The organism is Cyanobium gracile UHCC 0281, from assembly GCF_034931305.1.
Lineage (GTDB): Bacteria > Cyanobacteriota > Cyanobacteriia > PCC-6307 > Cyanobiaceae > Cyanobium > Cyanobium gracile_A.
The window spans coordinates 57126-78949 of record NZ_JAYGHY010000008.1; the positions used below are offsets into that span (position 1 = coordinate 57126).

Sequence of the window (21824 nt, forward strand, 5' to 3'; positions counted from 1 at the left end):
GGGTGGTGGGGGCGCCATGCCGGAAGTTGAGCTGACGCTGGAATGGCCGGATGGGGGCAGGAGCCGCCTCTATTCGCCTTCCACCGTGATCCTCGAGCATCTCGCCCCGGGTCAGACCGTGACGGTGGCGGAGCTGCGGGCGAAGGGCACCCTGGCGCTGCGGCAGGCCTCCGAGCGGGTGCGGGCCCGCTACGGCTTCGCCTGCACCCGTGCCGATGAGGAGGAGCGGCGGCTGCTGGAGCGGGCCGCCCCGTTCGGTGATCGGGAACGGGTGGGCATCCTGAGCGCCTAGTCGGACAGGACCCGCTCGATGCGGCGATCGGGGATGAGCCACATCAGGGCCACCAGCGCATAGATCGCCTGGGCGAGGGCCGGGGAGCGCAGGCTCGCCAGCATCGCCACCAGATAAAGCGTCAGGGAGGTGTGTCCCTTCCAGTCGCGACCCACGGCGCGGCGCAGCAGGGAGTCGGGGCCCTGGCTGGCGATGATTCGCCCCTGGAGGATGAAATAGGCCACAGCCGCCATGACCATGACCGCCCCGTAGAGGGCCGCCGGCGCGATCGCCCGGTGGTTCTGGCCCATCCAGCCGGTGGCGAAGGGCACCAGCGACAACCAGAACAACAGATGCAGGTTGGCCAGCAGCACCGGGCCGCTGACGCGCTGCAGCGTGTGCAGCATGTGGTGGTGATTGTTCCAGTAGATGCCGATATAGACGAAGCTGAGCAGATAACTCAGGAAGACGGGGATCAGGGGCGCCAGGGCCGCCGGCTCGGTGTCGTGGGGCACCTTGATCTCCAGCACCATGATCGTGATGACGATGGCCAGGACGCCGTCACTGAAGGCCTCCAGGCGGTTGGTGTTCATGACGGCCAGCAAGCGGATCTGGCTGCTTATGGCAGAAGCGAAGCAGAGTGCAGCAAAAAAGAAATGAATCGCTACAGAGCCCAAACAGCCTGACATCACTGAATCAGCGACGGTCGCTGCATCCTGCGGGCCCCGATGGCGGCATCAGCCGTCTACGCGGAGCTGGAAGCTCGGTAAAGAAGGGAGGCACCCCCTTTGAAGCCAGACATGATGAGAATTTCCATCCGAAGACGCCTGCTGTCGCTGGCCGCTGTGGCCGCCCTGGTTGTCACCCTGATGATCCAATGGCCCGCCACGGCCATGGCCAGCCAGGCCCCCTTCTTCGCCGCCATGACAGACAAGATGAGCGCCCAAGCCAAAGGAGCCGAAGGCAAGCTGCAATCCGCCTACGGTGAAATCACCGGCGATACGGGCCAACAGGTGAAAGGAAAGGCCAAGCAGGTTCAGGCCTCCGCCATGAACGCGAAAGCAGCCGTGAAGGACGGCGCCAAGGCCACAGCCCGCAAGGCCAGTGATGCCGCCGACAAGCTGGCGGACAAGATCAAGTAAGCACCATTCCGACCCATTCACCCCTATCCAAAGGAGATCCCAATGCTGGAATCAATCGCCGTCATTCTGGTGATTCTCTGGTTGCTCGGACTGGTGACGTCCTACACCATGAGCGGCTTCATCCATGTCCTGCTGGTCATCGCCTTGATCGTCATTGTGTCCCGGCTGCTCAGCGGCCGGGCCGTATGACATCAAGGCGATTCCCGGACTCACAGGTCCTTGGTCAGGCGTTGCCGCAACTTGAGCAGCGCCTTTCGCTCCACATGCTGCACCTTGTGCTTGGACATCCCGATGGACGTCCCGATCTGGGCCAGCGACGGAGCAGCGTCTTCGGCATAACGAAGCTGCAGCACCTGACGTTCCGTGGGGTTCAGCAGAGTGAGGGCACCATGGAGCCAGTGGTAGTCGTCCTGAAGACCGGGCTCGCTGGGATCACCGATCAGATCGGTCAGCGACACCTCCCCATCGGCACTTCCGAGGGTCTGATCAAGGGAGAGGGTCTGCAGGTCGTGGGACGCCTGAAGCACGGTCTCCAGCCGTTTGACGCTCTCCCCCAGTTCGGATCCGATCTCTGCCAACGACAGGGGCTGGGGCGAGGCCATGCGAAGCGTGTGAACCTTGCGGGCCAGGGCCGCCATCTGGGGCGGCACCCGGATCAGCCCCGTCGTCTCCTGGAGATGGCGGTGCACCGACTGGCGGATCCACCAGGAGCCGTAGGTGGAAAACCTGCAGCCCCGCTCGGGAAGGAAACGCTCCACGGCACGGATCAGGCCAAGGTTGCCGGCCTGCACCACATCCATCGGGTCCAGATGCATCAGACGGATGCGGTTGTGCTGCTGCTTGCAGAGGGACACCACCAGACGCAGGTTTCCCGTCACCATGCGCGCGAAAGCCCGTCGCCCCCGCCGTTCCAGCCCAGGGCCCGGAGCCGGGTGGGACCGCCAGCCCTGCACCAGGGCACCGAGATGCAGTTCCTCGGATGGCGTCAGCAGGGGAATACGACCGATTGTGCGCAGATAATCGCCGAAGCAATCAGAAGCCATCAGCCGAGGGGAAGAGCGACTCTCAACCCTCTCACCGAGGAATGACTTTTGCAGCAGAAAGTCCTCTTCAGCAGCGCATTCACAGCAGAGAGCTGCATGAGAATCCGCCAAGCCGATGACGCTCTGTGTCTCTGGCAGACTTACCTCTCTGAGAAGCGTCTAGAACCAGGAAGGACGCTGCAGTGGCAACCGGATGCAGGCCTGAGCGGGACTACAGGACGCCAGCATCAAGTGAAGCCACTTTTCCATCCACACCAGCCAAGAAGGAAAACGATCCATGTCTCTTGTTTCGCTCATCATCACCCTGATTGTCGTTGGAGTCCTGCTGTGGCTCATCAACACCTACATCCCGATGGATGCCAAGATCAAACGCATCTTGAACATCGTTGTTGTTGTGGCCGTCGTGGTGTGGCTCCTCAACCTGCTGGGCCTGATGGACTCGCTTCGGGGGATTCGCGTCGGTCGATGAGAACGCCCCCTGCAGTGGCGCCAGCGCCTCACGTCTCCGGCTTCGGAACCGTGCTGGCGTTGCCGTTCCGGATGGCGTGATAGCCCGGCGAGAGAATTTCCACGTCGGCGGCGGCGAACTGATCCTGCAGGGCCGCCAGGACCTGGGAGAGACACTGCCGGTAGGACTCGGCATCGCGGACGAAGGCGGTGAGCTCATAGCTGATGTGGAAATCGTTCAGAGCCGTCTGCAGAACGAAGGGCTCGATCTCCTTGGTGATGCCCTCCACGCTGGCTGCCGCCGCCAGCATCAATTCGTGCACCTTGCGCCAGGGCACGTCGTAGCCGATCGTGATCGTGGTGGCGATGGCAACCGGCTGCCGGATCTCCCGCCGCGAGAAGCTGTAGTTCACCACCGACGACCCGATCACCGAAGCATTGGGGATGCTCACCAGTTCGTTGCGTGGGGTCTGCAACCGCGTCACCAGCAGGGCCCGATCCTGCACCACACCGACGGTGCCGTTGATGTCCACCCGGTCCCCCTCGCGGAAAGCCCGGGTGTAGATCAGCATCAGGCCGCTGATGATGTTGGTGGCAACGGCACTGGAGCCCAGCGCGGCCAGAGCACCTAGTAGCAGGCCCGCCCCCTGGAAGGCCTTGCTGTCGGAGCCGGGGATGTAGGGATAGGCGAGGATCAATCCAATCAGAATGATGAGAATGGCGGCGAGCCTGCCGGTGGGCAAGGCCCACTCCCTGTAGAAACCGGGGATACGGAGCCGACCGTGATCCAGCGCCTTGAACCACACATTGCTGGCCCTGACCAGGAGAATGGTGATCGTCAGGATCACGCCAATCGAGAGGACGTTGGGGATGGAGCTGACAACCCCGCCGATGAAGCCCGTCACCACTCCCAGGATCTGGGCACGTAGCCCATCGGCGATGCTCCTGGTTGGCGGGAAAAACCCCAGCAACAGGGGAATCAACATGTAACTGATCAGCAGCAGCACACTCCAATGAATTGTGCGCCGCAATCCTTGGAAGAGACTGCGGAGCTGCTTGGTCTCGGCCACCTGGGCCCGGCCGAATCGGGTCAGACGCTGCAACAGGAACGTGGATCGTTCCGCGATCCACTGATCCGCCCAGCGATTCACGGCCAGTTGCCCTCTCCACCAGAGGATGTAAATCCCCAGCACCAGGGCCGCCAGGGCGGTTCCGTTCAGCCAGGCCCCCAGGGTGTGGCTCTCGCGGTAGCTGGCGATGGCCTCCTGGAGCTGGTTGCGATACCGCTCCCCCAGTTGCTGTCGGCTGATGCCGAAGCAGGCAGCCGAGCGCGCATCAATGGCCATCTGCCTTGTAAATCCCTCGGGACTCGCGATGCCGATCACCGTGTAGGGGTCCTCGTCCCGTAAGGCCAGCTGGTCCGGGCTGAAGCTGGAATCGCGGGCCAGCCCCAGAAGTTTTTCATCGGCATCGCGGATGTAGTCGTCGAGTCGCCGCGCCGCCGGCGCCCGGCGGATCTCCAGCACCTTCTTGCCGTCCAGGCTGACGAAGCCGGGGGTGCTCTCGCACCCGGAGGCAGGCAGAGGCGGGACGGTGGTTTCCTCAGCGGAGATCGGCGGTGCCAGGCCCGCTATCAACTGCAGAACCAGCAGGGAACCGGCAAGTACACGCCAAAGCCCGCCGGTTCGGGGCCACTTCAGTGCAGGCATCGACGAGGAGAGCAGCCATCCTCCGAATTGTGGGGATTCACGCGGTCTCCTCCCACCTCCACAACAAGGCGACACACCGTCCCGGATTCCGATGCAGCGTGGGCGTGCCAGGCGCTGCCAGGGATGGAACGGCTGGCGCCCTGGCCAACCCATGGGGCCAGCTGGTCGCTCAGAAGCTCAAACCCCTTCCGTTGCGGGCTTCGTCGCCGACATCCGAACGTTCCTGAATGTTGTTTCAGCACGTGAGTCCGCCGCGGAGCGGGAGCTCGAGCCGCCCGATGAACCTCAACAACGAACGGGCCCAGGAGCGCATCCGGCGTGACGACTTTCTATCCATCGATGGGTTTTCCATCGGTGTCTGTCGCCCTCCCGTTGATCGGCACCATGGCCCTTGTGCGGGTGCTCACAGGTGCCAAAGTCCCCTGAATGATGCCCCAAGCCACCTCCCTGCTGATCGGTGCCACCCTGTTCGCGATCATGTTCGCGCTGGGGCTGGGTCTCAGCGGAGACACCTTTCGGATGCTGAAACACCAACCCGGCCTCCTGGGCCGGTTGCTGATCGGCACCTGCGTTCTCGTTCCTCTGGTGGCCCTGGGGCTGCTGAAGCTGCCCATCAGCCAGGGCCTCAGTGAGCCGGCCCGTTTCGCCATCGCCTTGATGGCGGTCTGCCCCAGCGCTCCACTCACCCTGCGCAAGGCCGGAAAGAAGGGAGGGAGCAGCGATCTGGCCGCCCGCCTGCAGGTGTCCGCCGCGGCTCTGGCCATCCTCTCGATTCCCCTGATGGCGGAGCTCTTCACCCAGTCCTTCGGCATTCGCGGCTGGGACATCGGGCCCAGGGAGGTGGCCGTTCAGATCGGCAAGGCCCAGCTGCTGCCGCTGGCCTGCGGGTTACTGGTGCGGCACCGGTGTCCAGCCTGGTCGCAGCGGTGGGAGGGAGCTTTCGACAAGCTGGCCAATGGCCTGCTGCTGCTGGTGATCCTGGCCGTGCTGGCCAAGACGGGCCTGCTCCTGATTCCCTTCCTGGGCCGCAACCTGCTGGCGCTCGCAGCCATGGGGGTGCTGGTGGCCGCCTCGCTGGTAATCGGCCATCTGCTGGCCGGCAGGGATCCCCAGACCCAGACCACCACGGCCCTGGTGACCTCGATGCGCAATCCCGGCCTGGCCCTGCTGTTCGCCAGCACCTATGCCCCCACGATGGTGGGCTTGAAGCTCGCCGTCCTGGCGTATGTGGTGATGACGGTGCTTCTGTCGATTCCGTACCTGCAATGGCGCCAGCGGGTCAGGCGTCCGGCTTAGGAACCGTGCTGCGGTTGCCGTTGCGGATGGCGTGGTAGCCGGGCGAGAGGATCTCCACGTCGGCGGCAGCGAACTGATCCTGCAGGGCCGCCAGCAGCTCGGAGAGGGTTTCCCGGTAGGTGCCGGCGTCTTTGACGAAGGCATTCAGCTCGTAGCTGATGTGGAAGTCGTTGAGGGCGGTCTGCAGCACGTAGGGCTTGATCTCCTCGGTGATCCCTGGCGTGGCCCGGGCCGCCGCCAGCATCAGCCCGTGGACCTGCCGCCAGGGCACGTCGTAGCCGATGGTGATCGTGGGGGCGATGGCCACCGGCTGGCGGATCTCCCGACGGGAGAAGCTGAAATTGACGATTGAAGAGCTGATCACGGTGGCGTTGGGGATGCTCACCAGTTCGTTGCGGGGCGTCTTGACGCGGGTCACCAGCAGGGCCCGCTCCTGCACCACCCCCACCGTGCCGTTGATCTCGACCCGGTCGCCGTCGCGGAAGGCCCGGGTGTAGATCAGCATCAGGCCGCTGATGATGTTGGTGGCGATGGCGCTCGAGCCCAGGGCCGCCAGCACACCCAGCAGCAGGCCCGCCCCCTGGAACGCCTTGCTGTTGGAGCCGGGGATGTAGGGGTAGGCCAGCGCCAGGCCCATCAGGGTGATCAGGATGGCGGCCAGCCGGGCCGTGGGCAGGGCCCACTCCGGATAGAAGCCGGGCAGGCGGATGTGCCCCCGATCCAGGGAACTGAACCAGGCGTTGCTGGTGCGGATCAGCAGCACCGTGATCGCCAGGATCACCAGCATCGAGAGCAGATCCGGGATCGCCGCCACCACCGCGCCCAGCGCGCCGCCCACAAGGTCCAGGATCTGGCTGCGCAGGCCGTTGGCGATGCCTTCGGTGGGCGGGAAGAAACCGAGCAGCAGGGGAATCAGCAGGTAGCTGATCAGCAGCAGCAGACTCCAGTGCAGAACAGCCCTGAGGCGCTGCAGGAGGCCGCGCGCCTGCTCGGCATCGAGCAGCTGGTGCAGCAGCCGCACCCGGCGCAGCAGGGGGAAACTTCTGGGGTTCTGGATCCTGTCCCGGATCCTGCGGTTGAGCATCAACTGCAACCGCAACCAGAGCACGAACACGCCGAGCACCAGCAGCGCCAGGGCCATGCCCTCGAGCCAGGAGCGCAGGTTGTTGCTCTTGCGGTAGCGGGCGATCGCGACGCGCAGCTCGTCGCGGTAGCGCTCGGCCAAGGCCTGCGGGGTCAGGCCGAAACAGGCCGCCCCCCTCGCCTCGACGGCCATCTCGGTCAGGAACGTGCCGTCGCTGTCGATGCCGATGAAGGTGTACGGGGGTTGGCCCCTCACCACCAGCTGGCTGGGCTGGAACGTGTCGTCGCGGGCGAGTTGACGCAGGCGCCGGGAGGCCCGCGCCGCAAAATCGTCCAGCTTCTGAGCGCCAGGGACCGATCGCAGCTCCAGCACCCGCCAGCCATCGAGCGTCACCCAGACCGGTTTCGCCGCGCAATCGGGATTGACCGCCGGGGCGGGCGCCTTCGGCTCCGGATCGGCCCCGAAGGACGGCAGGGGCAGCGCCAGGCACAGCAGCGCCGACAGCAGCACCCCCAGGGCCAGCCGGCCCAGGCTCGATCTCCCGTTGGTTCGCATGGGTGGGTTCTAGGTGGCCGCGACCGGATTGCGTAAGGCGTGCAGCGCCTGGGTTTCGCCCGCACCGAGGACAAGCCGCGCCGTCGCTTCGCCGGCCAGGGGCAGGCTGAGCTCCAGGGGCAGGGCGTCACTGGGGCGGGGCAGCAGGGCGGCCATGTCGAACTGGGCCGATCCCTCCGGCAGAGGGCTTTCGCCAGCGGGCACCAGTTCGGCGCTGCGGTTGGCCAGGGTCCAGGAGCCACCGGCGCCATCGCTGATCAGCAGCGGCTTGACGTGGTCGACGGCGACCCCCGGCGTGAGGGCGCTGAGGCGCAGGCGATCGCCGCTGGGGTAGGCGGGATCGGGCTGGGCGAAGATCCGCAGCGACCAGCGGTTGCCGTCCTGATCCCGCAGGCTCCAGCGCTGGACGTCGTCGGCGGCGCGGGCGAGTCCCGGCGCCAGGGCCAGCACCAGAACCAGCACCAGAAGCAGGGGCGCCAGCAGGGACGCCCACGACCGCCCGCCTGCGGCCGGTGGACCCGAAACAGATGGAGCAGAAGCACTCATGGTGGATGTTTCCGTTGAGGGCGATTCAACGCTATCGTTTTATCGTTCGGGAGAAGCAAGCGGCATGCCCGCAAGGCGGTGTCACCGCCGCCCCTCTCCCGGTCTCTCCATCTTCGGATGTTCTGCGATGACCATCACCTCACTGTCGCGTTCCGGGATCCATCCCTGGGATCGCTTCAAGACCTGGGTCACCAGCACCGAGAACCGCCTCTACGTGGGTTGGTTCGGCGTGCTGATGATCCCCACCCTGCTCACGGCCACCATCTGCTTCATCGTCGCCTTCATCGGCGCCCCGCCTGTCGACATCGACGGCATCCGCGAGCCCGTCTCCGGTGGCCTGCTCTACGGCAACAACATCATCACCGCCGCCGTGGTGCCCTCCAGCAACGCCATCGGCCTGCACTTCTACCCGATCTGGGAAGCCGTCAGCCTTGATGAGTGGCTCTACAACGGCGGCCCCTACCAGCTGATCGTCTTCCACTTCCTGATCGGCATCTTCTGCTGGATGGGCCGGGAGTGGGAACTGAGCTACCGCCTGGGCATGCGCCCCTGGATCGCCGTGGCCTACTCGGCCCCGGTGGCCGCCGCCACCGCCGTGCTGCTCATCTATGCCATCGGCCAGGGGTCCTTCTCCGATGCCATGCCCCTGGGCATCTCCGGCACCTTCAACTTCATGCTGGTGCTGCAGGCGGAGCACAACGTGCTCATGCACCCCTTCCACATGCTCGGCGTGGCGGGCATCTTCGGCGGCGCCCTGTTCTCCGCCATGCACGGTTCGCTCGTCACCAGCTCCCTGGTGCGGGAGACCACCGAAACCGAATCCCAGAACCGGGGCTACAAGTTCGGCCAGGAAGAGGAGACCTACAACATCGTGGCCGCCCACGGCTACTTCGGTCGGCTGATCTTCCAGTACGCCTCCTTCAACAACAGCCGCAGTCTGCACTTCCTGCTAGCCGCCTGGCCGGTGGTCGGCATCTGGTTCGCCGCCCTGGCGGTGGTGAGCTTCTCGTTCAACCTCAACGGGCTGAACTTCAACCACTCGATCCTGGATCACCAGGGCCGGGTGATCGACACCTGGGCCGACATCCTCAACCGCGGCGGCCTGGGCATCGAGGCGATGCACGAGCGCAACGTGCACAACTTCCCCCTCGATCTGGCGGCGGCCGCCAGCACCCCTGTGGCCCTCACCGCTCCGTCGATCGGTTAGTGGGGCTTTGAACCCCGCCCAGCCGTTGCCAACCTGAGCGCCTCCCGGGCCCGGATTTCTCCGGGCCCTTTCGCCGGTCCACCCCCAAAAGCCTTGCCACCCCCCCCTCGCCCGGAGCCGCCCCACCCATGGATCATCTGCTTCTGCCCCTGCGACGTCTGGTGCTGACCGCCCTCGCCTCCCTGGCGATGCTGCTGCTCAGCGCCCTGCTGCTCACCCACGCCCCACCGGCCGCCCTTGCCGCCGCGACCCAGGCGCCCCCGGCCCAGTCCCCCGTGGAGCCGGCCGTGCTGGCCAAGGCGGTGGTGGAAATGGAGCAACTCGATCGGATGCGCATCGCCCTGGCCTCCACCCTGGAGGGCCGCAGCGAGGAGCCCACCATGGACACCATGAAGGAGGTCTGCAAGCCGGTGGGGATGAAGGCCGCCGCGATCGGCGAGGCGAACGGCTGGCAGGTGCGCCAGGTGGCCGCCAAGTACCGCAACCCCGACCATGCCCCGGCCAACTCCCAGGAGCGGGAGGTGATCGATCTGTTCCACCGCCAGCCGGCGATCACCGGCCTGTGGCAACCGGCCAGCGCCGAGCAGGGCGCCGGTGTGAACTACTACCGCCGCATCAACGTGGAGCCCAGCTGCCTGGCCTGCCATGGCACCAAAGCCAGCCGTCCGGCCTTCGTGAAGGACAACTACCCGGGCGACAAGGCCTTTGATTTCAAGGTGGGCGATCTGCGCGGCATGTACGCCGTGTTCATCCCCGAGGTGCCACAGGCCCGTGGCACCCTGCAACAGACCTCCGGTTGATGCCATGGCGCGCCCTACCAACCCTCCCTGCTGCGGCTGCTGCATGGCGCCACGGCCCTGCTGGTGCTGGCCGCCTGGCTGAGTGGCCTGTTCGTGTACAGCCGCTACGACGGCCGCTGGGGGCGATTGCCCTTCACCCCGGCCGGCGACTGGATCGACATCCATGGCCTGATCGGCGTGGGGCTGCTGGTACTGGCCCTGCCCTTCGTGGCCTATGCCTTCAGCCTGGGCCGCGCACGGCTGCGGCGGGCGACCAACAGCCTGACCCTGGTGGCCCTGGCCCTGGCGATGGGCAGCGGCAAGCTGATGCAGGAGGACTGGCTGGAGGACGGCCAACTGCACCATCTCGTTTATGGCCTGCACCTGCTGGGCTGGCTGCTGATCGGCCTGGCTGTGCTGGTGCACGTGGGCGACAGCCTGCGGCTGGGGGGCTGGCCGCTGCTGAACTCGATGGTCAGCACGAGCCTGCGGCCAGGCGATCTGCCCGGCGACTGGCCCCAGCAGGTGCGGCGCTTCTGGAAGCGGGGGCGCTGAACGGCCAGCGGGTCATCGGTGCTCAGGCAGAGCGTCGCGGAAGAAGCGTGGATCGGGGCTCTGCGCCATCCCTCCAAGGTCATCTGAATTACGATTGGGCAAAATCAGTAATTCAGGCGATGCGCAGCACCATCACCGCCCGCGGCCAGACGGTGGTTCCGGCCCCGATCCGCGAACGCTTCCAGCTGGGTCCGTCCACGCGGTTGGAATGGATCGTGGAGGGCGACGGGACCATCCGGGTGGTTCCCGTTGCCCTGGATCCCATCACCGCCTTCCGCGGCTCCGGCGCCGGAGGCGCCACCACCCGTCTGCTCGCCGATCGCCGCCACGATCGCCAGCAGGAGGGCTGATGGCCGGCCGCTGGCTGCTCGACACCTCCGCCCTGCTGGCCCTGCGCGACAACGAAACCGGCGCGGAGCGCGTCGCGGAACTGCTGCAGCGCTCCCAGGCCCGCCAGGACAGCTGCCTGGTGTGCTTCATGAGCCGCATGGAGTTGCTCTACCGGGTGTGGAAGGACGAAGGCGAACGGGTCGCCCGCCTCGCCGATGCCCAGCTGCGCTCCCTGCCCCTGGATTGGGTGGCGGCCAGTGACGCCCTGCTGGACCGGGCGGCGGCCATCAAGGCCACCCATCCCCTCTCCGTGGCCGATGCCTGGATCGCCGCCGCCGCTGAGCAAGAGGGGGCGGTGCTGGTGCACAAGGATCCTGAACTCCGCTCTCTGGCCCACCTTCCCCAGGACTGGCTGGGCTGTTAGGGCCTGCCACGACTGGCCCCAGCAGGTACGGCGGTTCTGAAGCGGGGTCAATAGTGATAACGAAGCTGGGCCAGCAGCAGAGCGTCACCATCAACCTTGTAGACCATGCGGTGCTCGTCGTTGATGCGGCGTGACCAGTAGCCAGCCAGGGCGTGTTTCAGCGCTTCCGGCTTGCCGGTGCCTGAAAACGGCGTCCGAGACGCTTCCTTGATCAGTGCGTTGATGCACTTGAGCAGGACCGTGTCGGTGGCCTGCCAGTGGAGGTAGTCCTGCCAGGCCTGCTCAGCGAAGATCAGCCTCATTCCCTGAGGCTCCGCTCCTGGCCCTGGCCGGCGTCCAGGCTGGCCGTCGCCTCCAGCAGACGCCTGGCATTTTCAGGGACCCGCAGCAGATAGGCGGTTTCCTCGAGGGCTTTGAAGTCCTCCAGGGACATCATCACCACCGATTTCTGCCCATTGCGGGTAATGATCAGCGGCTCGTGGTCGGCGCAGACCCGGTTCATGGTCTGGGCCAGGTTGGCGCGGGCCGCTGTGTAGGTGATGGCGTCCATCGGCAGACCTTCCGACATGTACGCGTTACTGTACGACTGGCGTCCTGCCGCCGCTTCACACCGGATCCCCGGGCAGGAAGCGCCGGATGAACAGCTCCAGGGCCATCGGCCCGCAGCGGGGCTGCCAGGAGGCGCCGCCCGGCAGCCGCCGCCAGCAGGCCACCTGCAGCGCGCCGCCGCCGGCCAGCAGCTGCACCCGGTAGCGGTACTCGGCATCGGCGGCCTGCTCTGGGGCGGCCAGAGGTTCGGCGCCGGGCTGGCTGGCCAGGAACGCCGCCGCAAAGGCCTCCGGCTCCGGCCGCTGGCGCAGGGCCGTGGCGAACCGCCAGGCGGCGCCAGTGGGGTAGCCGTCGTGGTGAAGGTAGAGATGGCGTTCCGGCTGGCCGGGAAAGCCGGTGAAGGAGTAGACGGCGCGGGTGGCCAAGGGGCTGGGGCGGCTGCCTCTATGAGTGCCACCGGCGTCTCAGACCCAGGCGGTGCAGAGCAGCTCCGTCTGGGCGATCAACTCGGCGGTGCTCAGCTCCCTGACTGCTGCTGGCCTGCTGGCGCAAACTTCCAGATAGTATTACCGGGTAATACCATGCCCCACCTGGAGAGTTTCGATGGACTCTGCCGATGCCACCACCAGCTCGATCACCAGCAAGGGGCAGGTGACCATCCCCAAGGCGTTGCGGCAGCAGTTCGGGCTGGCCAGGGGCAGCCGCGTGAGTTTCGCGTTGGTGGGGGATCACATCGAGCTGCGCCCCTGGAAGCCGGAGCGGCCAGTGCCGGAGAGTGGGTTCGGGTTGCTGAGGACCAACCGGCCCGCCGTGCCGGCGGACTTCGATCCCGCCAGCCTGCTGCGGCCGTGATTGGCGTGGACACCAATGTGCTGGCCCGCTACTTCGTGGCGGAGGACGCCGCCGATGCGGCCACGGAACGCCAGCGCCGGGCTGCCCGCGATCTGATCGAATCGGGCCAGCCGCTGTTCCTGGCCAAGACGGTGGCCCTGGAGCTGGAGTGGGTGCTGCGTGGGTACTACGGCTTCCCGGTGGAGCAGGTGCTGCAGGTGTTCGACCAACTGCTTGCCCATCCCGGCCTCACGGCGGAAGACCGGCCGGCCCTGGAGCAGGCCGTGGCCGGTGTGCGCCGCGGGCTCGACTTCGCCGATGCCCTGCACCATGCCAGCTGCCGCAGTTGTGAGGCAATGGCGTCGTTTGATGATCGCGGCTTTGTGCGACGCACCCGGCAGCTCAATCTGGCGCCACGGCTGTTCGTTCCGGCAGCGAGCCGCTGAAGTCAGGCGACCCGTTCAGTTGTCGATGAACAGCGAATGGGCCGTACGCACCACCCGTGGATCGGGCTCGCCGATGACGTCTTCGTCCTTGTGCTCGTACTCTAGGGCGTGGAGGACGCTGCGGATGGCACCGAGCCGGGCGCGCCGCTTCTCGTTCGAGTTGATGATCGTCCAGGGCGCTACGAGGGTGTCGGTGGCGAGCAGCATCTCGTTGCGCGCTTCGGTGTACGCGTCGTACTTCTCCACGCTCACCTCATCGATGGGCGACAGCTTCCACTGCTTGAGCGGATCCTCGCGCCGGTCGGCGAAGCGATGCTTCTGCCGGTCCTGCGACACGGTGAACCACATCTTGAACAGCAGGATTCCACTGCTGACGAGTGACTGTTCGAAGGGGGGAACCTGGCGCAGGAACAGGGCGTGCTCCTGCGGGGTGCAGAAGCCCATCACCTTCTCGACGCCGGCCCGGTTGTACCACGACCTGTCGAACATCGTGATGTCGCCGGCTGCTGGCAGGTGCGGGACATAGCGCTGGAAGTACCACTGGGTCAGTTCGGCATCGTTGGGCTTCGGCAGGGCAACATGTTCACTGCCGCGGGGGTTCAGATGCTGGCGGAAGCGCTTGATCGATCCACCCTTGCCCGCCGCATCGCGACCTTCGAACAGCAGAACCAGGCGCTGTCCGGCAGCCTTGATGTGACGCTGCGCCTTGAGCAGTTCGATCTGGAGCGCTTCGAGGTCGCGTTTGTAGTCCTTCTTGTCGATCGATTCGTCGTAGGGGAGATCGTTCTGCATCTCCTCGATCGTCTCGGCGGGCGATGGGTGGTGCTTTTTGCTCATGGGGTGGCGCTCGTCGCTCGCATACGACCACCTTGGACGCCGCAGAGATGGTGCGCCAACCGCTTCCGTCGTCCAGGCAGGTGGCGTGCTCCAGGGTCAGGGCAGCAGCGAGCGCACGAAGGCCTACACCGCCTTGGCGGTGGTGATCGCGTCATCGGCATCCACCCGGTCGAACAGGTCGCTGGGGGCCTGGTCTCCATCCGGGTAGCGGGTGGCGCTGTTCATCCGGCTCAGGGCATTGAGGCGCAGGGCTGCCAGGGGTTCTGTGGACACGCCGGCAGCGGAAAGTGATTGGGCCAGAGCCTCAAGCGCGTGGGTCTGGCGTGGCTCGCGGTCGAGGCTGATCAGGATGGCCTTGAGCGCCTTTTCTGCCGCCTGGCTGGCGTGGTAGCCGGCCATCGCCATGTCGTTGTCGGCTTGCCGCAACCACGCCTCCACCCGAGGTGTCATCGTCCTTCCATCGGCACCAGCCGGATCGCGTCCAAGTGGGGATCGTCAGATCCGCGGCGGTCGTGCCACTGGGCAGCATCCAGGGCGATCACGTCATCCCCCAGGCAGGCCGAAAGGAGGCCATCAGCGAACGTATCGGCTTCCTCGCGGGTCGGCGCAACGGCGATCAGGTCCACGTCCGAGCGGCTGTCCCAGTCGCCCCTGGCCCAGGACCCGAACAGCCACACCTCCCAACCCGGGCGCCCCGCCACCAGCGCGTCGGCGCCTTGCTGCAAGGCCTGCAGGCGTTCACGGCGGCGCTCGGCGCGGAACTGCTGGAGGGTGGCCATGGCCATAGCTTCGCTCGGGCCGCGTCTACCTGCAGCCATTCCCACACCTAGCTTGAAGCCATCCAGGGAGCGATTCGATGGGTACCACCTCGCCGATCGACGACGGCCTGATGGCCCGCCGGCAGGACCCCACCAACCCCTGCCATCGCAACGGTTTACCCCTGCTGTCCTGGACACCTGGGGGAGAACCAGTGGATCCCGCCCAGCTGCGCCGCGACTACCGGCGCCAGGCCCTGCGGCGGGGGGATCTGGCCGACGATCCGGTGGCGCAGTTCCGCCGCTGGTTCGATCAGGCGGTGGCCGCCGGGCTGGACGAACCCAACGCCATGGTGCTGGGCACCAGCAATGGCCGCCGCCCCAGCAGCCGCACGGTGCTGCTCAAGGCCTTCGACGAGCGGGGCTTCGTGTTCTTCACCCACTACGAAAGCCGCAAGGCCACCGAGATCGGCGCCCATCCGGAGGTGAGCCTGCTGTTCCCCTGGTATGGGCTCGAGCGCCAGGTGATGGTCCTGGGCCGGGCCGAGCGCATCGGCGCCGCCGAATCGCTGGCCTACTTCCTCTCGCGCCCGATCGGCAGCCGCCTGGGGGCCTGGGTGTCGCAGCAGAGCGCCGTGATCGGCTCCCGCTCGATCCTCGAAGCCCAGTGGGACGCCATGAAGCGCCGCTTCGCCGATGGCGAGGTGCCGCTGCCGCCCGCCTGGGGCGGTTTCCGGGTGGTGCCGTCGGAGTTCGAGTTCTGGCAGGGCCGCCAGAACCGTCTGCACGATCGCTTCCGCTACCGGCCCGCCGAGCCGGCCTGGAGCATCGAGCGGCTGGCGCCCTGAAGCACCGGCACCAGCCGGCTTCGATCTCCTGGTTCCCTCCGCAATCGCCCCGGGGCCACCTGCCCAGACTGAAGTGGATCACGCCTGCGCGGATCCCCTCCCTCGCCCAGGTGCCATGCCTTTCGCCCTGAATTTCGTCCACCCCGTGCTGATGTGGGTGCTGCTCGGTTTGATGCTCTATTCGGGCTATCTCGGCTTCAAGGCCAGCCAGATCCGCAAGGTGAGCCCAGAGGAACGCAAGGCGATGGTTCCCCTGCGCTATGGCCCGCGTCATGCCCAACTGGGGGCGGTGATCCTGGGCCTCACCCTGCTGGGGGCCGCCGGAGGGCTGGGCGCCACCGTCCTCAAGAACGGCAAGCTGATCCTCGGCCCCCACCTGTTCGCCGGTCTGGCGGTGGTCGTGCTGGTGATCGCCACGGCCTCCCTGGGGCCCTCCCTGCAGAAGGGCAAGGACTGGGCCCGGAGCCTGCACATCACGCTCAATGGCCTGGTGCTGGTGCTGTTCGGCTGGCAGGCGTTCACTGGGATCGCGATCGTCCAGAAGCTGCTCGATGCCGGTACGGCACCGGCCTGACCATTCCACCTGTTATGCGGCTATGCTCATAACAGTTGATGCCTGGCCGCCCATGTCTGTCGCTCCCGCGCCCTCCCTGTCCCTCGCCGCCGCCGCCGGGGGCGCCCCGCTGCTGTTCCGCCAGCTGTTCGACGCCGAGACCGGCACCTTCACCTATCTGCTGGCCGATGTGGCCAGCCGCCAGGCCCTGCTGATCGATTCGGTCTTTGAGCAGCACGACCGCGACCTCTCGCTGATCCGCGAGCTGGGCCTCAATCTGGCGGCGTCGATCGACACCCACGCCCATGCCGACCATGTGACCGGCAGCTGGCTGATGCACGAGGCCACCGGCTGTGCCATCGGCCTCGCCGCCGCGGCCGGCGCCGAGAACGTCACCCGTCCCCTCAGCCACGGGGATCGCGTCGCCTTCGGCGGCCGCCATGTGGAGGTGCGCGCCACCCCCGGCCACACCAACGGCTGCCTCACCTTCGTGCTCGACGACCATTCGATGGCCTTCACCGGCGATGCCCTGCTGGTGCGCGGCTGTGGCCGCTGTGACTTCCAGCAGGGCAACGCCCACACCCTCTGGACCTCGATCACCGAGCAGATCCTCAGCCTGCCCGACTCCTGCCTGCTCTACCCCGGCCACGACTACACCGGCCGCAGCATCACTTCGGTCACCGAAGAGAAGGCCTTCAACGCCCGCCTCGGCGGCAACGCCACCGAACGGGACTTCGTGGGTCACATGGAAAACATGCGACTGCCCCATCCCCGCAAGATCGCCGAGGCCCTTCCCGGCAACATGCGCTCCGGCAAGCCCCGCGAGGCGTCCGCAGCAGCGGACTGGGCGCCCATGGCACGCAGCTTTGCCGGACTGCCCGAGCTCAGCCCGGCCTGGGTGGCCGCCCATCGGAGCGATGTCACCGTGCTCGATGTGCGCTCCGCCGAGGAATTCAACGGTCCCGAAGGGCGTGTGAGCGGCAGCGTGCTGATCCCCCTGCCGGAGCTGGAGAGCCGCACCAGCGACATCCCCTCAGATCGCCCGCTGGTGGTGGTCTGCCATTCGGGCAGCCGATCGGCCCTGGCCACCCAGCAGCTGCTCAAGGCCGGCCGGCAGCAGGTCGCCAACCTCCGCGGCGGGCTGAGCCGCTGGGCGGCCGAGGGCTACCCGCTCGAGGGCGTCGTCCAGGCCTGATCCGCTCCCCACCTTTTGTCCTTTCCATCCCACCGCCTGACGTCCATGACCGCCACCACCACCCCCTCCCGCATCAGCGCCCACGACCTCGCCGACCAGCTGGCGGCCCGCGACGTCACCGTGATCGATGTGCGCGAACCGATGGAATACGCCACCGGCCACATCAGCGGCAGCCTCAACGTGCCCCTCTCGCGCCTCACCCAGGCCGATCTTCCCAGCGGGCCGCTGGTGCTGGTCTGCCAGAGCGGCAACCGCAGCAGCAAGGGCCTGTCCCATCTGCTCCAGCAGGGCCATCCCCACCCCGTCGCCGACCTGCTCGGTGGCGTGCCCGCCTGGCAGCAGGCCGGCTTCCCGGTGCGCAAGCTCAAGGGGGCGCCACTGCCGCTGATGCGCCAGGTGCAGATCGTCGCCGGCAGCCTGGTGCTGCTGGGCGTGATCCTCTCCCAGACCGTGGCGCCGGGCTGGATCTGGCTGAGCGGCTTCGTGGGAGCCGGGCTCACCTTCGCGGGCGTCTCCGGCTTCTGCGGCATGGCCCGCCTGCTGGCCGCCATGCCCTGGAACCGGGTGTCGCTGGGATCAGGGCTGGGCTGAGCTGCGGCGCCACAGGCCGATCCATTCGTCCTGGCGCTTGTCCACCGAACCGGCGGCCGGCTCCCAGAGCTCGGCCACCAGCCCCGCCTGGCCCAGCTGGGCGGCCACCACCTCGGGGTCGCTGCCCCAGGGCGGGCCGCCCGGCTTGCGGTGGCACCAGAACAGCCCCAGCAGCCAGCCGCCCGGTGCCAGCAAGCGGCTGGCGGTGGCGATGTAGTCGTCGCGGCGGCCGGGATCGATGGCGCAGAAGCAGGTGTGCTCCACGATCCCGGTGAGGCTGCCAGGGGCGAGGCCAGCCGCTTCAAGGGCCTGCCGGTCGAACAGGTCGGCCTGCAGCCAGCGCAGGTCGGCCTGCAGCCAGCGCAGGTTGGCCCGGTCGTGGCCATGCAGCGCCCGGGCCTCGGCCAGGGCCTCAGCACTGAAATCGAGGCCGATGGCGGCGAAACCGAGCGCTTCCAGCAGGGCCACCTCATGGCCGCGGCCGCAGCCCGGCACCAGCACCTGTCCCGGGGGCTGGGGGGCCAACGAATGGGCGCCCAGGAACTGGGCCAGCGGCGGCGCGGGCCGGCCCAGCTCCCAGCCGTCGGTGCCTTCTCGGTAACGCTGGTCCCAGCGGCTCGCCTCAGCGAGGCTGACCGATTCAGAGCGGTTCATCACTCCAGCATGCCGCAGCCCATGGCGACATGGGCCTAGCGGCATGGAGGCATCGGGCCCCAGCGCCGGTCAGCGGCGAGTCCAGGTACTCAGATCGATCACCGAGTCGAGATCGGTGCTGTGCCTGTAGACCACTTGGAGGTTCCGGCCATCGATGATGCGGCCCTCCGCAAAGCCATCCTCATCCACCAGAAAGAAGCTCTTGTTGTCATAGCCAATCGTGGCGACGAACTTCTCGCTGGCGAACTTCGAGCGGAAGACACCATGCATCAGCCGGCCCTGCTGCCTGGTGATCTCCACCGTTGCCTCCAGGTCGCTGAAGTCCCCATGGTGATGGGTCTTGCAGCGAGAGGCCTCCACCTTGCACAGCACCGCCCCCTTTCCCCGTCACGGCCCACTGCCCCACGAGGTTCGGCACGGCAGGGGCAGGCAGGGCTTCCGCAGGCGCCGCCAGGCCAAGGCCGCTCAGAGCGAAGCTGCACAGCAGGGCGGAGAGCCGGCGTGCCGTTGCTGGACTGGGCATGTCGTCTCCCCACAGTCGTGAACCTCAACGTATGCGGCCTCCACGGGCCACAGCACCGGGGTGCGGCCAGCGGCAACAGTAGGTATTAGTTCATGTGTCCATTCGCTCACAACGGCAGCGTGTTCCCGCCAATCCATTGCAGCCTCGCGTCAGGCCGACAGGCCCTTGTCTCCGGGCGCCGACGCGATGGACTGGCTGGCTGACACCGTGGTTCTGTCGCGGATGCAGTTCGCGTTGACGGCCATCTTCCACATGCTCTGGCCGGTGCTCTCCACCGGCCTGGCGATCTTCCTGGTGATTCTCGAAGCCCTCTGGCTGCGCACCCAGAACCCCCTCTACTACCGGCAGGCCCGTTTCTGGGCCAAGCTCTACGTGCTCAATTTCGGCATCGGCGTGGCCTCGGGGCTGCCGATGGAGTTCCAGTTCGGCACCAACTGGGCCCCGCTCTCGGAGTTCGTGGGCGATTTCTTCGGGGCGGTTCTCGGTTTCGAGGGCGCCATGGCCTTCATGCTCGAGGCCGGCTTCCTCGGCATCATGCTGTTCGGCTGGAACCGGGTGCCGCCGGTGATCCACTTTCTCTCCACCGTGATGGTGGCCTTCGGCGCCAACCTCTCGGTGTTCTGGATCCTGAGCGCCAACTCCTGGCTGCAGACCCCAGCCGGCGGCAGCTTCAGCCAGGGCCATTTCCATGTGGAGAACTACTTCAACGCCATCAACAACCCGTTCATGCTGCGCAGCGTGCTGCACATGAGCCTGGCCACGGTGGAAACCTCGATGCTGGTGGTGGCGGCGATCAGCGCCTGGTCGCTGCTGTCAGGCAAGGCGGAGGCCTTCTTCTCCTTCTCCTTCCGCCTGGCCCTGGTGATCCTGCTGGTGGTGGCCCCGGTCCAGATCCTGGCCGGCCATGAGAGCGCCCTGCAGATCGCCGAGCACCAGCCCACCAAGCTGGCCGCCATGGAAGCGCTCTGGGAGAACCGATCGGCCGGGGAGTCTCCCCCCTGGAGCGTGGTCGCCGCGCCGGATGCCAGCGACGGTCGCAACCGCTGGGATCTGGGCGTTCCCGGCGGGCTCAGCTGGATCCTGGAAGGTCGCCCCAGGCTCAGTCACGACGTGCGCGGCCTGAACAGCTGGCCCGCCGACCAGCGTCCCCGGATGGTGGGGCTGATCTTCTACGCGTTCCGGCTGATGGCGGGGATCGGCATTGCCGTCACCGCCCTGATGGGGCTGAGTGTGGTGCTCTGGTGGCGAACTGGCCTGAAGCCGGAGTTCTTCCGCCAGCAGCGCTGGCTGAGCTGGTGCTGGATCCTGGCGGCGCCGGCCGGTTACCTGGCGATCGAATCCGGCTGGGTCGTGCGGTGCGTCGGCCGGCAGCCCTGGACGGTGTACGGCCAGCTGCGCACTTCCGAGGCCGCTTCCCAGCTGCCGGCCCAGGAAGTGCTGATCAGCCTGAGCAGCTTCACCCTCCTCTACGCCACCCTGCTGGTCTTCGCGCTCATCTTCGGCGCCCGCATCATCCGCAAGGGCCCTGACCTCTCGCTGGAACCACCGACGGGGCCCGTCCGCGGGCCTCTCCCCCTGCCGACCGACTGATGGACTTCCTGGATGTCTTCATGCCAGTGGTCTGGTTCGTGATCCTGGCCCTGTTCCTGCTCCTGTACGTGATCCTCGATGGCTTCGATCTCGGGGTGGGGATTCTCTCGCTCAGCTCCCCCAGTGAGCAGCAGCGCAGCCTGCTGATGGCCTCGCTCGGCTCCATCTGGGATGCCAATGAAACCTGGCTGGTGTTGATGGGCGGGGCGCTGTTTGGTGCCTTTCCGCTCGCCTACGGCACGATCCTGAAGGCGCTCTATGGGCCGATCTACCTGATGATCCTCGGCCTGATCCTGCGGGCCGTGGCCTTCGAGTTCCGCGAGAACGCCATCAACAAACGGCCCTGGAATCTCACCTTCGGCTTCGGCAGCGTGCTGGCCGCCGCCTCCCAGGGCGTCTGCCTCGGCACCGTGCTCTCCGGTCTGCCCACCGACGCCGACGGTCACTTCATCGGCTCCCCCTGGATCTGGCTCAACTGGAGCAGTCTGGTGGTGGCCCTCACCCTGATCCAGGGCTATGTGCTGATCGGCTCCACCTACCTGATCCTCAAGACCAGCGGTGAGCTGCAGCGGTTGCATGTGCGCACGGCCCGGCTGGCGGCGACCACCACCCTGGCCGGGGCGCTGCTGATCACCGTCACCTCCCCCTTCGTATCGGAAGCGCTGCGGGAGCGCCTGTTTGATCCGGCCTTCCTGCCCTTTTTCGTGCTGTTGCCACTGCTCGGCATCGCCCTGATCGTGCAGCTGTTCCGCAGCCTGGCCATGGGCCAGGAGGTGTGGCCGTTCGTGTACACGGTGCTGCTGTTCATTCTGAGCTTCGCGGGTCTGGGAGTGATGGTGTTCCCGGCGATCATTCCACCGTCGGTCACAATCTTTGAGGCGTCTTCATCGGTGACGTCAATGGTGTTCATGCTCACCTTCATCGGCGTTCTCATTCCGATCATGCTCTTCTACAACATTTACAATTACATTGCCTTTCGTGGCAAAGTGGAGGTCGAACCCCACAAAGCCTGAGAGTTTCCGCCCCGAACACAGTGACCGTGCTGACATGGAGATGTGATTCTC

Annotated in this window: 31 protein-coding genes; 18 read left to right on the forward strand and 13 right to left on the reverse strand. The window is 66.7% G+C overall.

Features of this window, described 5'->3' with window-relative positions:
* Nucleotides 1–16 precede the first annotated feature (16 nt).
* Nucleotides 17–292, forward strand: a complete 276-nt coding sequence (locus VB739_RS04350) for an MSMEG_0570 family nitrogen starvation response protein (RefSeq protein ID WP_323355893.1) — start codon at nucleotides 17–19, stop codon at nucleotides 290–292.
* Here VB739_RS04350 and VB739_RS04355 read toward each other — a convergent pair.
* Nucleotides 289–864 carry a TMEM175 family protein gene (locus VB739_RS04355; RefSeq protein ID WP_323355894.1) on the reverse strand — a complete coding sequence of 192 codons (576 nt, stop codon included), beginning with the start codon at nucleotides 862–864 and terminating at the stop codon, nucleotides 289–291. The two genes, VB739_RS04350 and VB739_RS04355, sit on opposite strands and share 4 nt — an antisense overlap.
* 195 nt (nucleotides 865–1059) lie before the next feature.
* Here VB739_RS04355 and VB739_RS04360 point away from each other — a divergent pair, with 195 nt between their 5' ends.
* Nucleotides 1060–1413, forward strand: a complete 354-nt coding sequence (locus VB739_RS04360) for a CsbD family protein (protein WP_323355895.1) — start codon at nucleotides 1060–1062, stop codon at nucleotides 1411–1413.
* Nucleotides 1414–1455: 42 nt separating this feature from the next.
* Complete coding sequence (locus tag VB739_RS04365; protein ID WP_323355896.1) at nucleotides 1456–1602, forward strand: lmo0937 family membrane protein; 147 nt, start codon at nucleotides 1456–1458, stop codon at nucleotides 1600–1602.
* Nucleotides 1603–1622: 20 nt separating this feature from the next.
* Here VB739_RS04365 and VB739_RS04370 read toward each other — a convergent pair whose 3' ends face one another.
* Nucleotides 1623–2456, reverse strand: coding sequence for a sigma-70 family RNA polymerase sigma factor (locus tag VB739_RS04370; protein WP_323355897.1), 834 nt, complete (start codon nucleotides 2454–2456; stop codon nucleotides 1623–1625).
* Nucleotides 2457–2733: 277 nt separating this feature from the next.
* Here VB739_RS04370 and VB739_RS04375 point away from each other — a divergent pair, with 277 nt between their 5' ends.
* Nucleotides 2734–2925 (forward strand): Thivi_2564 family membrane protein, encoded by a 192-nt coding sequence (locus VB739_RS04375; protein WP_323355898.1) that lies wholly within the window; start codon nucleotides 2734–2736, stop codon nucleotides 2923–2925.
* Nucleotides 2926–2953: 28 nt separating this feature from the next.
* Here VB739_RS04375 and VB739_RS04380 read toward each other — a convergent pair whose 3' ends face one another.
* Nucleotides 2954–4612: a mechanosensitive ion channel family protein gene (locus tag VB739_RS04380; protein ID WP_323355899.1), complete on the reverse strand. Its 1659-nt coding sequence runs from the start codon at nucleotides 4610–4612 to the stop codon at nucleotides 2954–2956.
* Between the two features lie 429 nt (nucleotides 4613–5041).
* Between VB739_RS04380 and VB739_RS04385 the strand changes: the two genes are divergently transcribed.
* Entirely contained in the window at nucleotides 5042–5908 is an 867-nt protein-coding gene (locus tag VB739_RS04385; RefSeq protein ID WP_323355900.1) for a bile acid:sodium symporter family protein, read from the forward strand.
* Here VB739_RS04385 and VB739_RS04390 read toward each other — a convergent pair.
* The gene (locus VB739_RS04390) at nucleotides 5892–7547 is read right to left on the reverse strand and encodes a mechanosensitive ion channel family protein (RefSeq protein ID WP_323355901.1); all 1656 of its coding nucleotides are present in this window, start codon (nucleotides 7545–7547) and stop codon (nucleotides 5892–5894) included. The two genes, VB739_RS04385 and VB739_RS04390, sit on opposite strands and share 17 nt — an antisense overlap.
* A 9-nt stretch (nucleotides 7548–7556) precedes the next feature.
* Entirely contained in the window at nucleotides 7557–8093 is a 537-nt protein-coding gene (locus VB739_RS04395; protein WP_323355902.1) for a DUF3122 domain-containing protein, read from the reverse strand.
* Between the two features lie 127 nt (nucleotides 8094–8220).
* Here VB739_RS04395 and psbA point away from each other — a divergent pair, with 127 nt between their 5' ends.
* The 5 genes from psbA to VB739_RS04420 all read left to right on the forward strand — a co-directional run bounded on the left by psbA (nucleotide 8221) and on the right by VB739_RS04420 (nucleotide 11388).
* Complete coding sequence (gene psbA / locus VB739_RS04400; RefSeq protein WP_323355903.1) at nucleotides 8221–9300, forward strand: photosystem II q(b) protein; 1080 nt, start codon at nucleotides 8221–8223, stop codon at nucleotides 9298–9300.
* A gap of 128 nt (nucleotides 9301–9428) precedes the next feature.
* Nucleotides 9429–10100 (forward strand): DUF3365 domain-containing protein, encoded by a 672-nt coding sequence (locus tag VB739_RS04405; RefSeq protein WP_323355904.1) that lies wholly within the window; start codon nucleotides 9429–9431, stop codon nucleotides 10098–10100.
* Nucleotides 10101–10130: 30 nt separating this feature from the next.
* On the forward strand, nucleotides 10131–10634 hold the full coding sequence (locus VB739_RS04410) for a cytochrome b/b6 domain-containing protein (protein WP_323355933.1): 504 nt from the start codon (nucleotides 10131–10133) through the stop codon (nucleotides 10632–10634).
* A 119-nt stretch (nucleotides 10635–10753) separates the two neighbouring features.
* Nucleotides 10754–10984 carry an AbrB/MazE/SpoVT family DNA-binding domain-containing protein gene (locus VB739_RS04415; protein ID WP_323355905.1) on the forward strand — a complete coding sequence of 77 codons (231 nt, stop codon included), beginning with the start codon at nucleotides 10754–10756 and terminating at the stop codon, nucleotides 10982–10984.
* Nucleotides 10984–11388 (forward strand): PIN domain-containing protein, encoded by a 405-nt coding sequence (locus tag VB739_RS04420; RefSeq protein WP_323355906.1) that lies wholly within the window; start codon nucleotides 10984–10986, stop codon nucleotides 11386–11388. Before VB739_RS04415 ends, VB739_RS04420 begins: the two co-directional genes overlap by 1 nt.
* A 47-nt stretch (nucleotides 11389–11435) precedes the next feature.
* Here the strand turns inward: VB739_RS04420 and VB739_RS04425 are convergent, their stop codons facing one another.
* From VB739_RS04425 to VB739_RS04435, 3 genes are read right to left on the reverse strand one after another with little or no spacing between them, the layout of a single operon-like run.
* Complete coding sequence (locus VB739_RS04425) at nucleotides 11436–11690, reverse strand: Txe/YoeB family addiction module toxin (RefSeq protein WP_323355907.1); 255 nt, start codon at nucleotides 11688–11690, stop codon at nucleotides 11436–11438.
* Nucleotides 11687–11956 (reverse strand): type II toxin-antitoxin system prevent-host-death family antitoxin, encoded by a 270-nt coding sequence (locus tag VB739_RS04430; protein ID WP_323355908.1) that lies wholly within the window; start codon nucleotides 11954–11956, stop codon nucleotides 11687–11689. The genes VB739_RS04425 and VB739_RS04430 overlap by 4 nt, the downstream gene beginning before the upstream one ends.
* Before the next feature lie 37 nt (nucleotides 11957–11993).
* Nucleotides 11994–12362: a hypothetical protein gene (locus VB739_RS04435; RefSeq protein WP_323355909.1), complete on the reverse strand. Its 369-nt coding sequence runs from the start codon at nucleotides 12360–12362 to the stop codon at nucleotides 11994–11996.
* Nucleotides 12363–12540: 178 nt separating this feature from the next.
* On the opposite strand from VB739_RS04435, the gene VB739_RS04440 reads away from it, so the two are divergent.
* Together VB739_RS04440 and VB739_RS04445 are read left to right on the forward strand one after the other, a co-directional pair.
* On the forward strand, nucleotides 12541–12789 hold the full coding sequence (locus VB739_RS04440; protein ID WP_323355910.1) for an AbrB/MazE/SpoVT family DNA-binding domain-containing protein: 249 nt from the start codon (nucleotides 12541–12543) through the stop codon (nucleotides 12787–12789).
* Nucleotides 12790–12794: 5 nt separating this feature from the next.
* A complete protein-coding gene (locus VB739_RS04445) occupies nucleotides 12795–13214 on the forward strand; it encodes a type II toxin-antitoxin system VapC family toxin (protein ID WP_323355911.1) in 420 nt (139 codons plus the stop codon).
* 15 nt (nucleotides 13215–13229) lie between these two features.
* Here the strand turns inward: VB739_RS04445 and ppk2 are convergent, their stop codons facing one another.
* The 3 genes from ppk2 to VB739_RS04460 all read right to left on the reverse strand — a co-directional run bounded on the left by ppk2 (nucleotide 13230) and on the right by VB739_RS04460 (nucleotide 14830).
* Nucleotides 13230–14051: a polyphosphate kinase 2 gene (gene ppk2, locus VB739_RS04450; RefSeq protein ID WP_323355912.1), complete on the reverse strand. Its 822-nt coding sequence runs from the start codon at nucleotides 14049–14051 to the stop codon at nucleotides 13230–13232.
* 123 nt (nucleotides 14052–14174) lie between these two features.
* The gene (locus VB739_RS04455; RefSeq protein ID WP_323355913.1) at nucleotides 14175–14501 is read right to left on the reverse strand and encodes a HEPN domain-containing protein; all 327 of its coding nucleotides are present in this window, start codon (nucleotides 14499–14501) and stop codon (nucleotides 14175–14177) included.
* The gene (locus VB739_RS04460) at nucleotides 14498–14830 is read right to left on the reverse strand and encodes a nucleotidyltransferase domain-containing protein (protein WP_323355914.1); all 333 of its coding nucleotides are present in this window, start codon (nucleotides 14828–14830) and stop codon (nucleotides 14498–14500) included. The genes VB739_RS04455 and VB739_RS04460 overlap by 4 nt, the downstream gene beginning before the upstream one ends.
* A 77-nt stretch (nucleotides 14831–14907) precedes the next feature.
* Here VB739_RS04460 and pdxH point away from each other — a divergent pair, with 77 nt between their 5' ends.
* The 4 genes from pdxH to VB739_RS04480 all read left to right on the forward strand — a co-directional run bounded on the left by pdxH (nucleotide 14908) and on the right by VB739_RS04480 (nucleotide 17993).
* Nucleotides 14908–15654, forward strand: coding sequence for a pyridoxamine 5'-phosphate oxidase (gene pdxH, locus VB739_RS04465; protein ID WP_323355915.1), 747 nt, complete (start codon nucleotides 14908–14910; stop codon nucleotides 15652–15654).
* A 115-nt stretch (nucleotides 15655–15769) separates the two neighbouring features.
* A complete protein-coding gene (locus tag VB739_RS04470) occupies nucleotides 15770–16228 on the forward strand; it encodes a DUF4079 domain-containing protein (protein ID WP_323355916.1) in 459 nt (152 codons plus the stop codon).
* Nucleotides 16229–16280: 52 nt separating this feature from the next.
* Nucleotides 16281–17402 carry a rhodanese-like domain-containing protein gene (locus tag VB739_RS04475; RefSeq protein WP_323355917.1) on the forward strand — a complete coding sequence of 374 codons (1122 nt, stop codon included), beginning with the start codon at nucleotides 16281–16283 and terminating at the stop codon, nucleotides 17400–17402.
* 45 nt (nucleotides 17403–17447) lie between these two features.
* Nucleotides 17448–17993 carry a rhodanese-like domain-containing protein gene (locus tag VB739_RS04480; RefSeq protein ID WP_323355918.1) on the forward strand — a complete coding sequence of 182 codons (546 nt, stop codon included), beginning with the start codon at nucleotides 17448–17450 and terminating at the stop codon, nucleotides 17991–17993.
* On the opposite strand, the gene VB739_RS04485 is transcribed toward VB739_RS04480, so the two are convergent.
* Both VB739_RS04485 and VB739_RS04490 read right to left on the reverse strand, forming a co-directional pair.
* On the reverse strand, nucleotides 17979–18647 hold the full coding sequence (locus VB739_RS04485) for a methyltransferase domain-containing protein (protein WP_323355919.1): 669 nt from the start codon (nucleotides 18645–18647) through the stop codon (nucleotides 17979–17981). The genes VB739_RS04480 and VB739_RS04485 overlap by 15 nt on opposite strands.
* 69 nt (nucleotides 18648–18716) lie before the next feature.
* The gene (locus tag VB739_RS04490; protein ID WP_323355920.1) at nucleotides 18717–19007 is read right to left on the reverse strand and encodes a hypothetical protein; all 291 of its coding nucleotides are present in this window, start codon (nucleotides 19005–19007) and stop codon (nucleotides 18717–18719) included.
* Between the two features lie 349 nt (nucleotides 19008–19356).
* Here VB739_RS04490 and VB739_RS04495 point away from each other — a divergent pair, with 349 nt between their 5' ends.
* Complete coding sequence (locus VB739_RS04495; RefSeq protein WP_323355921.1) at nucleotides 19357–20760, forward strand: cytochrome ubiquinol oxidase subunit I; 1404 nt, start codon at nucleotides 19357–19359, stop codon at nucleotides 20758–20760.
* Entirely contained in the window at nucleotides 20760–21773 is a 1014-nt protein-coding gene (gene cydB, locus VB739_RS04500; RefSeq protein WP_323355922.1) for a cytochrome d ubiquinol oxidase subunit II, read from the forward strand. Before VB739_RS04495 ends, cydB begins: the two co-directional genes overlap by 1 nt.
* Nucleotides 21774–21824 lie beyond the last annotated feature (51 nt).

Excerpts from the sequence above, each read along its gene's own strand:
- VB739_RS04370 (WP_323355897.1), bottom strand. The coding sequence starts at position 2,456 with ATGGCTTCTGATTGCTTCGGCGATTATCTGCGCACAATCGGTCGTATT.
- VB739_RS04385 (WP_323355900.1), top strand. The coding sequence starts at position 5,042 with ATGCCCCAAGCCACCTCCCTGCTGATCGGTGCCACCCTGTTCGCGATC.
- ppk2 (WP_323355912.1), bottom strand. The coding sequence starts at position 14,051 with ATGAGCAAAAAGCACCACCCATCGCCCGCCGAGACGATCGAGGAGATG.
- cydB (WP_323355922.1), top strand. The coding sequence starts at position 20,760 with ATGGACTTCCTGGATGTCTTCATGCCAGTGGTCTGGTTCGTGATCCTG.
- VB739_RS04405 (WP_323355904.1), top strand. The coding sequence starts at position 9,429 with ATGGATCATCTGCTTCTGCCCCTGCGACGTCTGGTGCTGACCGCCCTC.
- VB739_RS04480 (WP_323355918.1), top strand. The coding sequence starts at position 17,448 with ATGACCGCCACCACCACCCCCTCCCGCATCAGCGCCCACGACCTCGCC.
- VB739_RS04495 (WP_323355921.1), top strand. The coding sequence starts at position 19,357 with ATGGACTGGCTGGCTGACACCGTGGTTCTGTCGCGGATGCAGTTCGCG.
- VB739_RS04475 (WP_323355917.1), top strand. The coding sequence starts at position 16,281 with ATGTCTGTCGCTCCCGCGCCCTCCCTGTCCCTCGCCGCCGCCGCCGGG.
- VB739_RS04420 (WP_323355906.1), top strand. The coding sequence starts at position 10,984 with ATGGCCGGCCGCTGGCTGCTCGACACCTCCGCCCTGCTGGCCCTGCGC.
- pdxH (WP_323355915.1), top strand. The coding sequence starts at position 14,908 with ATGGGTACCACCTCGCCGATCGACGACGGCCTGATGGCCCGCCGGCAG.
- VB739_RS04430 (WP_323355908.1), bottom strand. The coding sequence starts at position 11,956 with ATGTCGGAAGGTCTGCCGATGGACGCCATCACCTACACAGCGGCCCGC.
- VB739_RS04395 (WP_323355902.1), bottom strand. The coding sequence starts at position 8,093 with ATGAGTGCTTCTGCTCCATCTGTTTCGGGTCCACCGGCCGCAGGCGGG.
- VB739_RS04350 (WP_323355893.1), top strand. The coding sequence starts at position 17 with ATGCCGGAAGTTGAGCTGACGCTGGAATGGCCGGATGGGGGCAGGAGC.
- VB739_RS04485 (WP_323355919.1), bottom strand. The coding sequence starts at position 18,647 with ATGAACCGCTCTGAATCGGTCAGCCTCGCTGAGGCGAGCCGCTGGGAC.
- VB739_RS04455 (WP_323355913.1), bottom strand. The coding sequence starts at position 14,501 with ATGACACCTCGGGTGGAGGCGTGGTTGCGGCAAGCCGACAACGACATG.
- psbA (WP_323355903.1), top strand. The coding sequence starts at position 8,221 with ATGACCATCACCTCACTGTCGCGTTCCGGGATCCATCCCTGGGATCGC.
- VB739_RS04365 (WP_323355896.1), top strand. The coding sequence starts at position 1,456 with ATGCTGGAATCAATCGCCGTCATTCTGGTGATTCTCTGGTTGCTCGGA.
- VB739_RS04470 (WP_323355916.1), top strand. The coding sequence starts at position 15,770 with ATGCCTTTCGCCCTGAATTTCGTCCACCCCGTGCTGATGTGGGTGCTG.
- VB739_RS04440 (WP_323355910.1), top strand. The coding sequence starts at position 12,541 with ATGGACTCTGCCGATGCCACCACCAGCTCGATCACCAGCAAGGGGCAG.
- VB739_RS04415 (WP_323355905.1), top strand. The coding sequence starts at position 10,754 with ATGCGCAGCACCATCACCGCCCGCGGCCAGACGGTGGTTCCGGCCCCG.
- VB739_RS04390 (WP_323355901.1), bottom strand. The coding sequence starts at position 7,547 with ATGCGAACCAACGGGAGATCGAGCCTGGGCCGGCTGGCCCTGGGGGTG.
- VB739_RS04380 (WP_323355899.1), bottom strand. The coding sequence starts at position 4,612 with ATGCCTGCACTGAAGTGGCCCCGAACCGGCGGGCTTTGGCGTGTACTT.
- VB739_RS04375 (WP_323355898.1), top strand. The coding sequence starts at position 2,734 with ATGTCTCTTGTTTCGCTCATCATCACCCTGATTGTCGTTGGAGTCCTG.
- VB739_RS04425 (WP_323355907.1), bottom strand. The coding sequence starts at position 11,690 with ATGAGGCTGATCTTCGCTGAGCAGGCCTGGCAGGACTACCTCCACTGG.
- VB739_RS04355 (WP_323355894.1), bottom strand. The coding sequence starts at position 864 with ATGAACACCAACCGCCTGGAGGCCTTCAGTGACGGCGTCCTGGCCATC.
- VB739_RS04460 (WP_323355914.1), bottom strand. The coding sequence starts at position 14,830 with ATGGCCACCCTCCAGCAGTTCCGCGCCGAGCGCCGCCGTGAACGCCTG.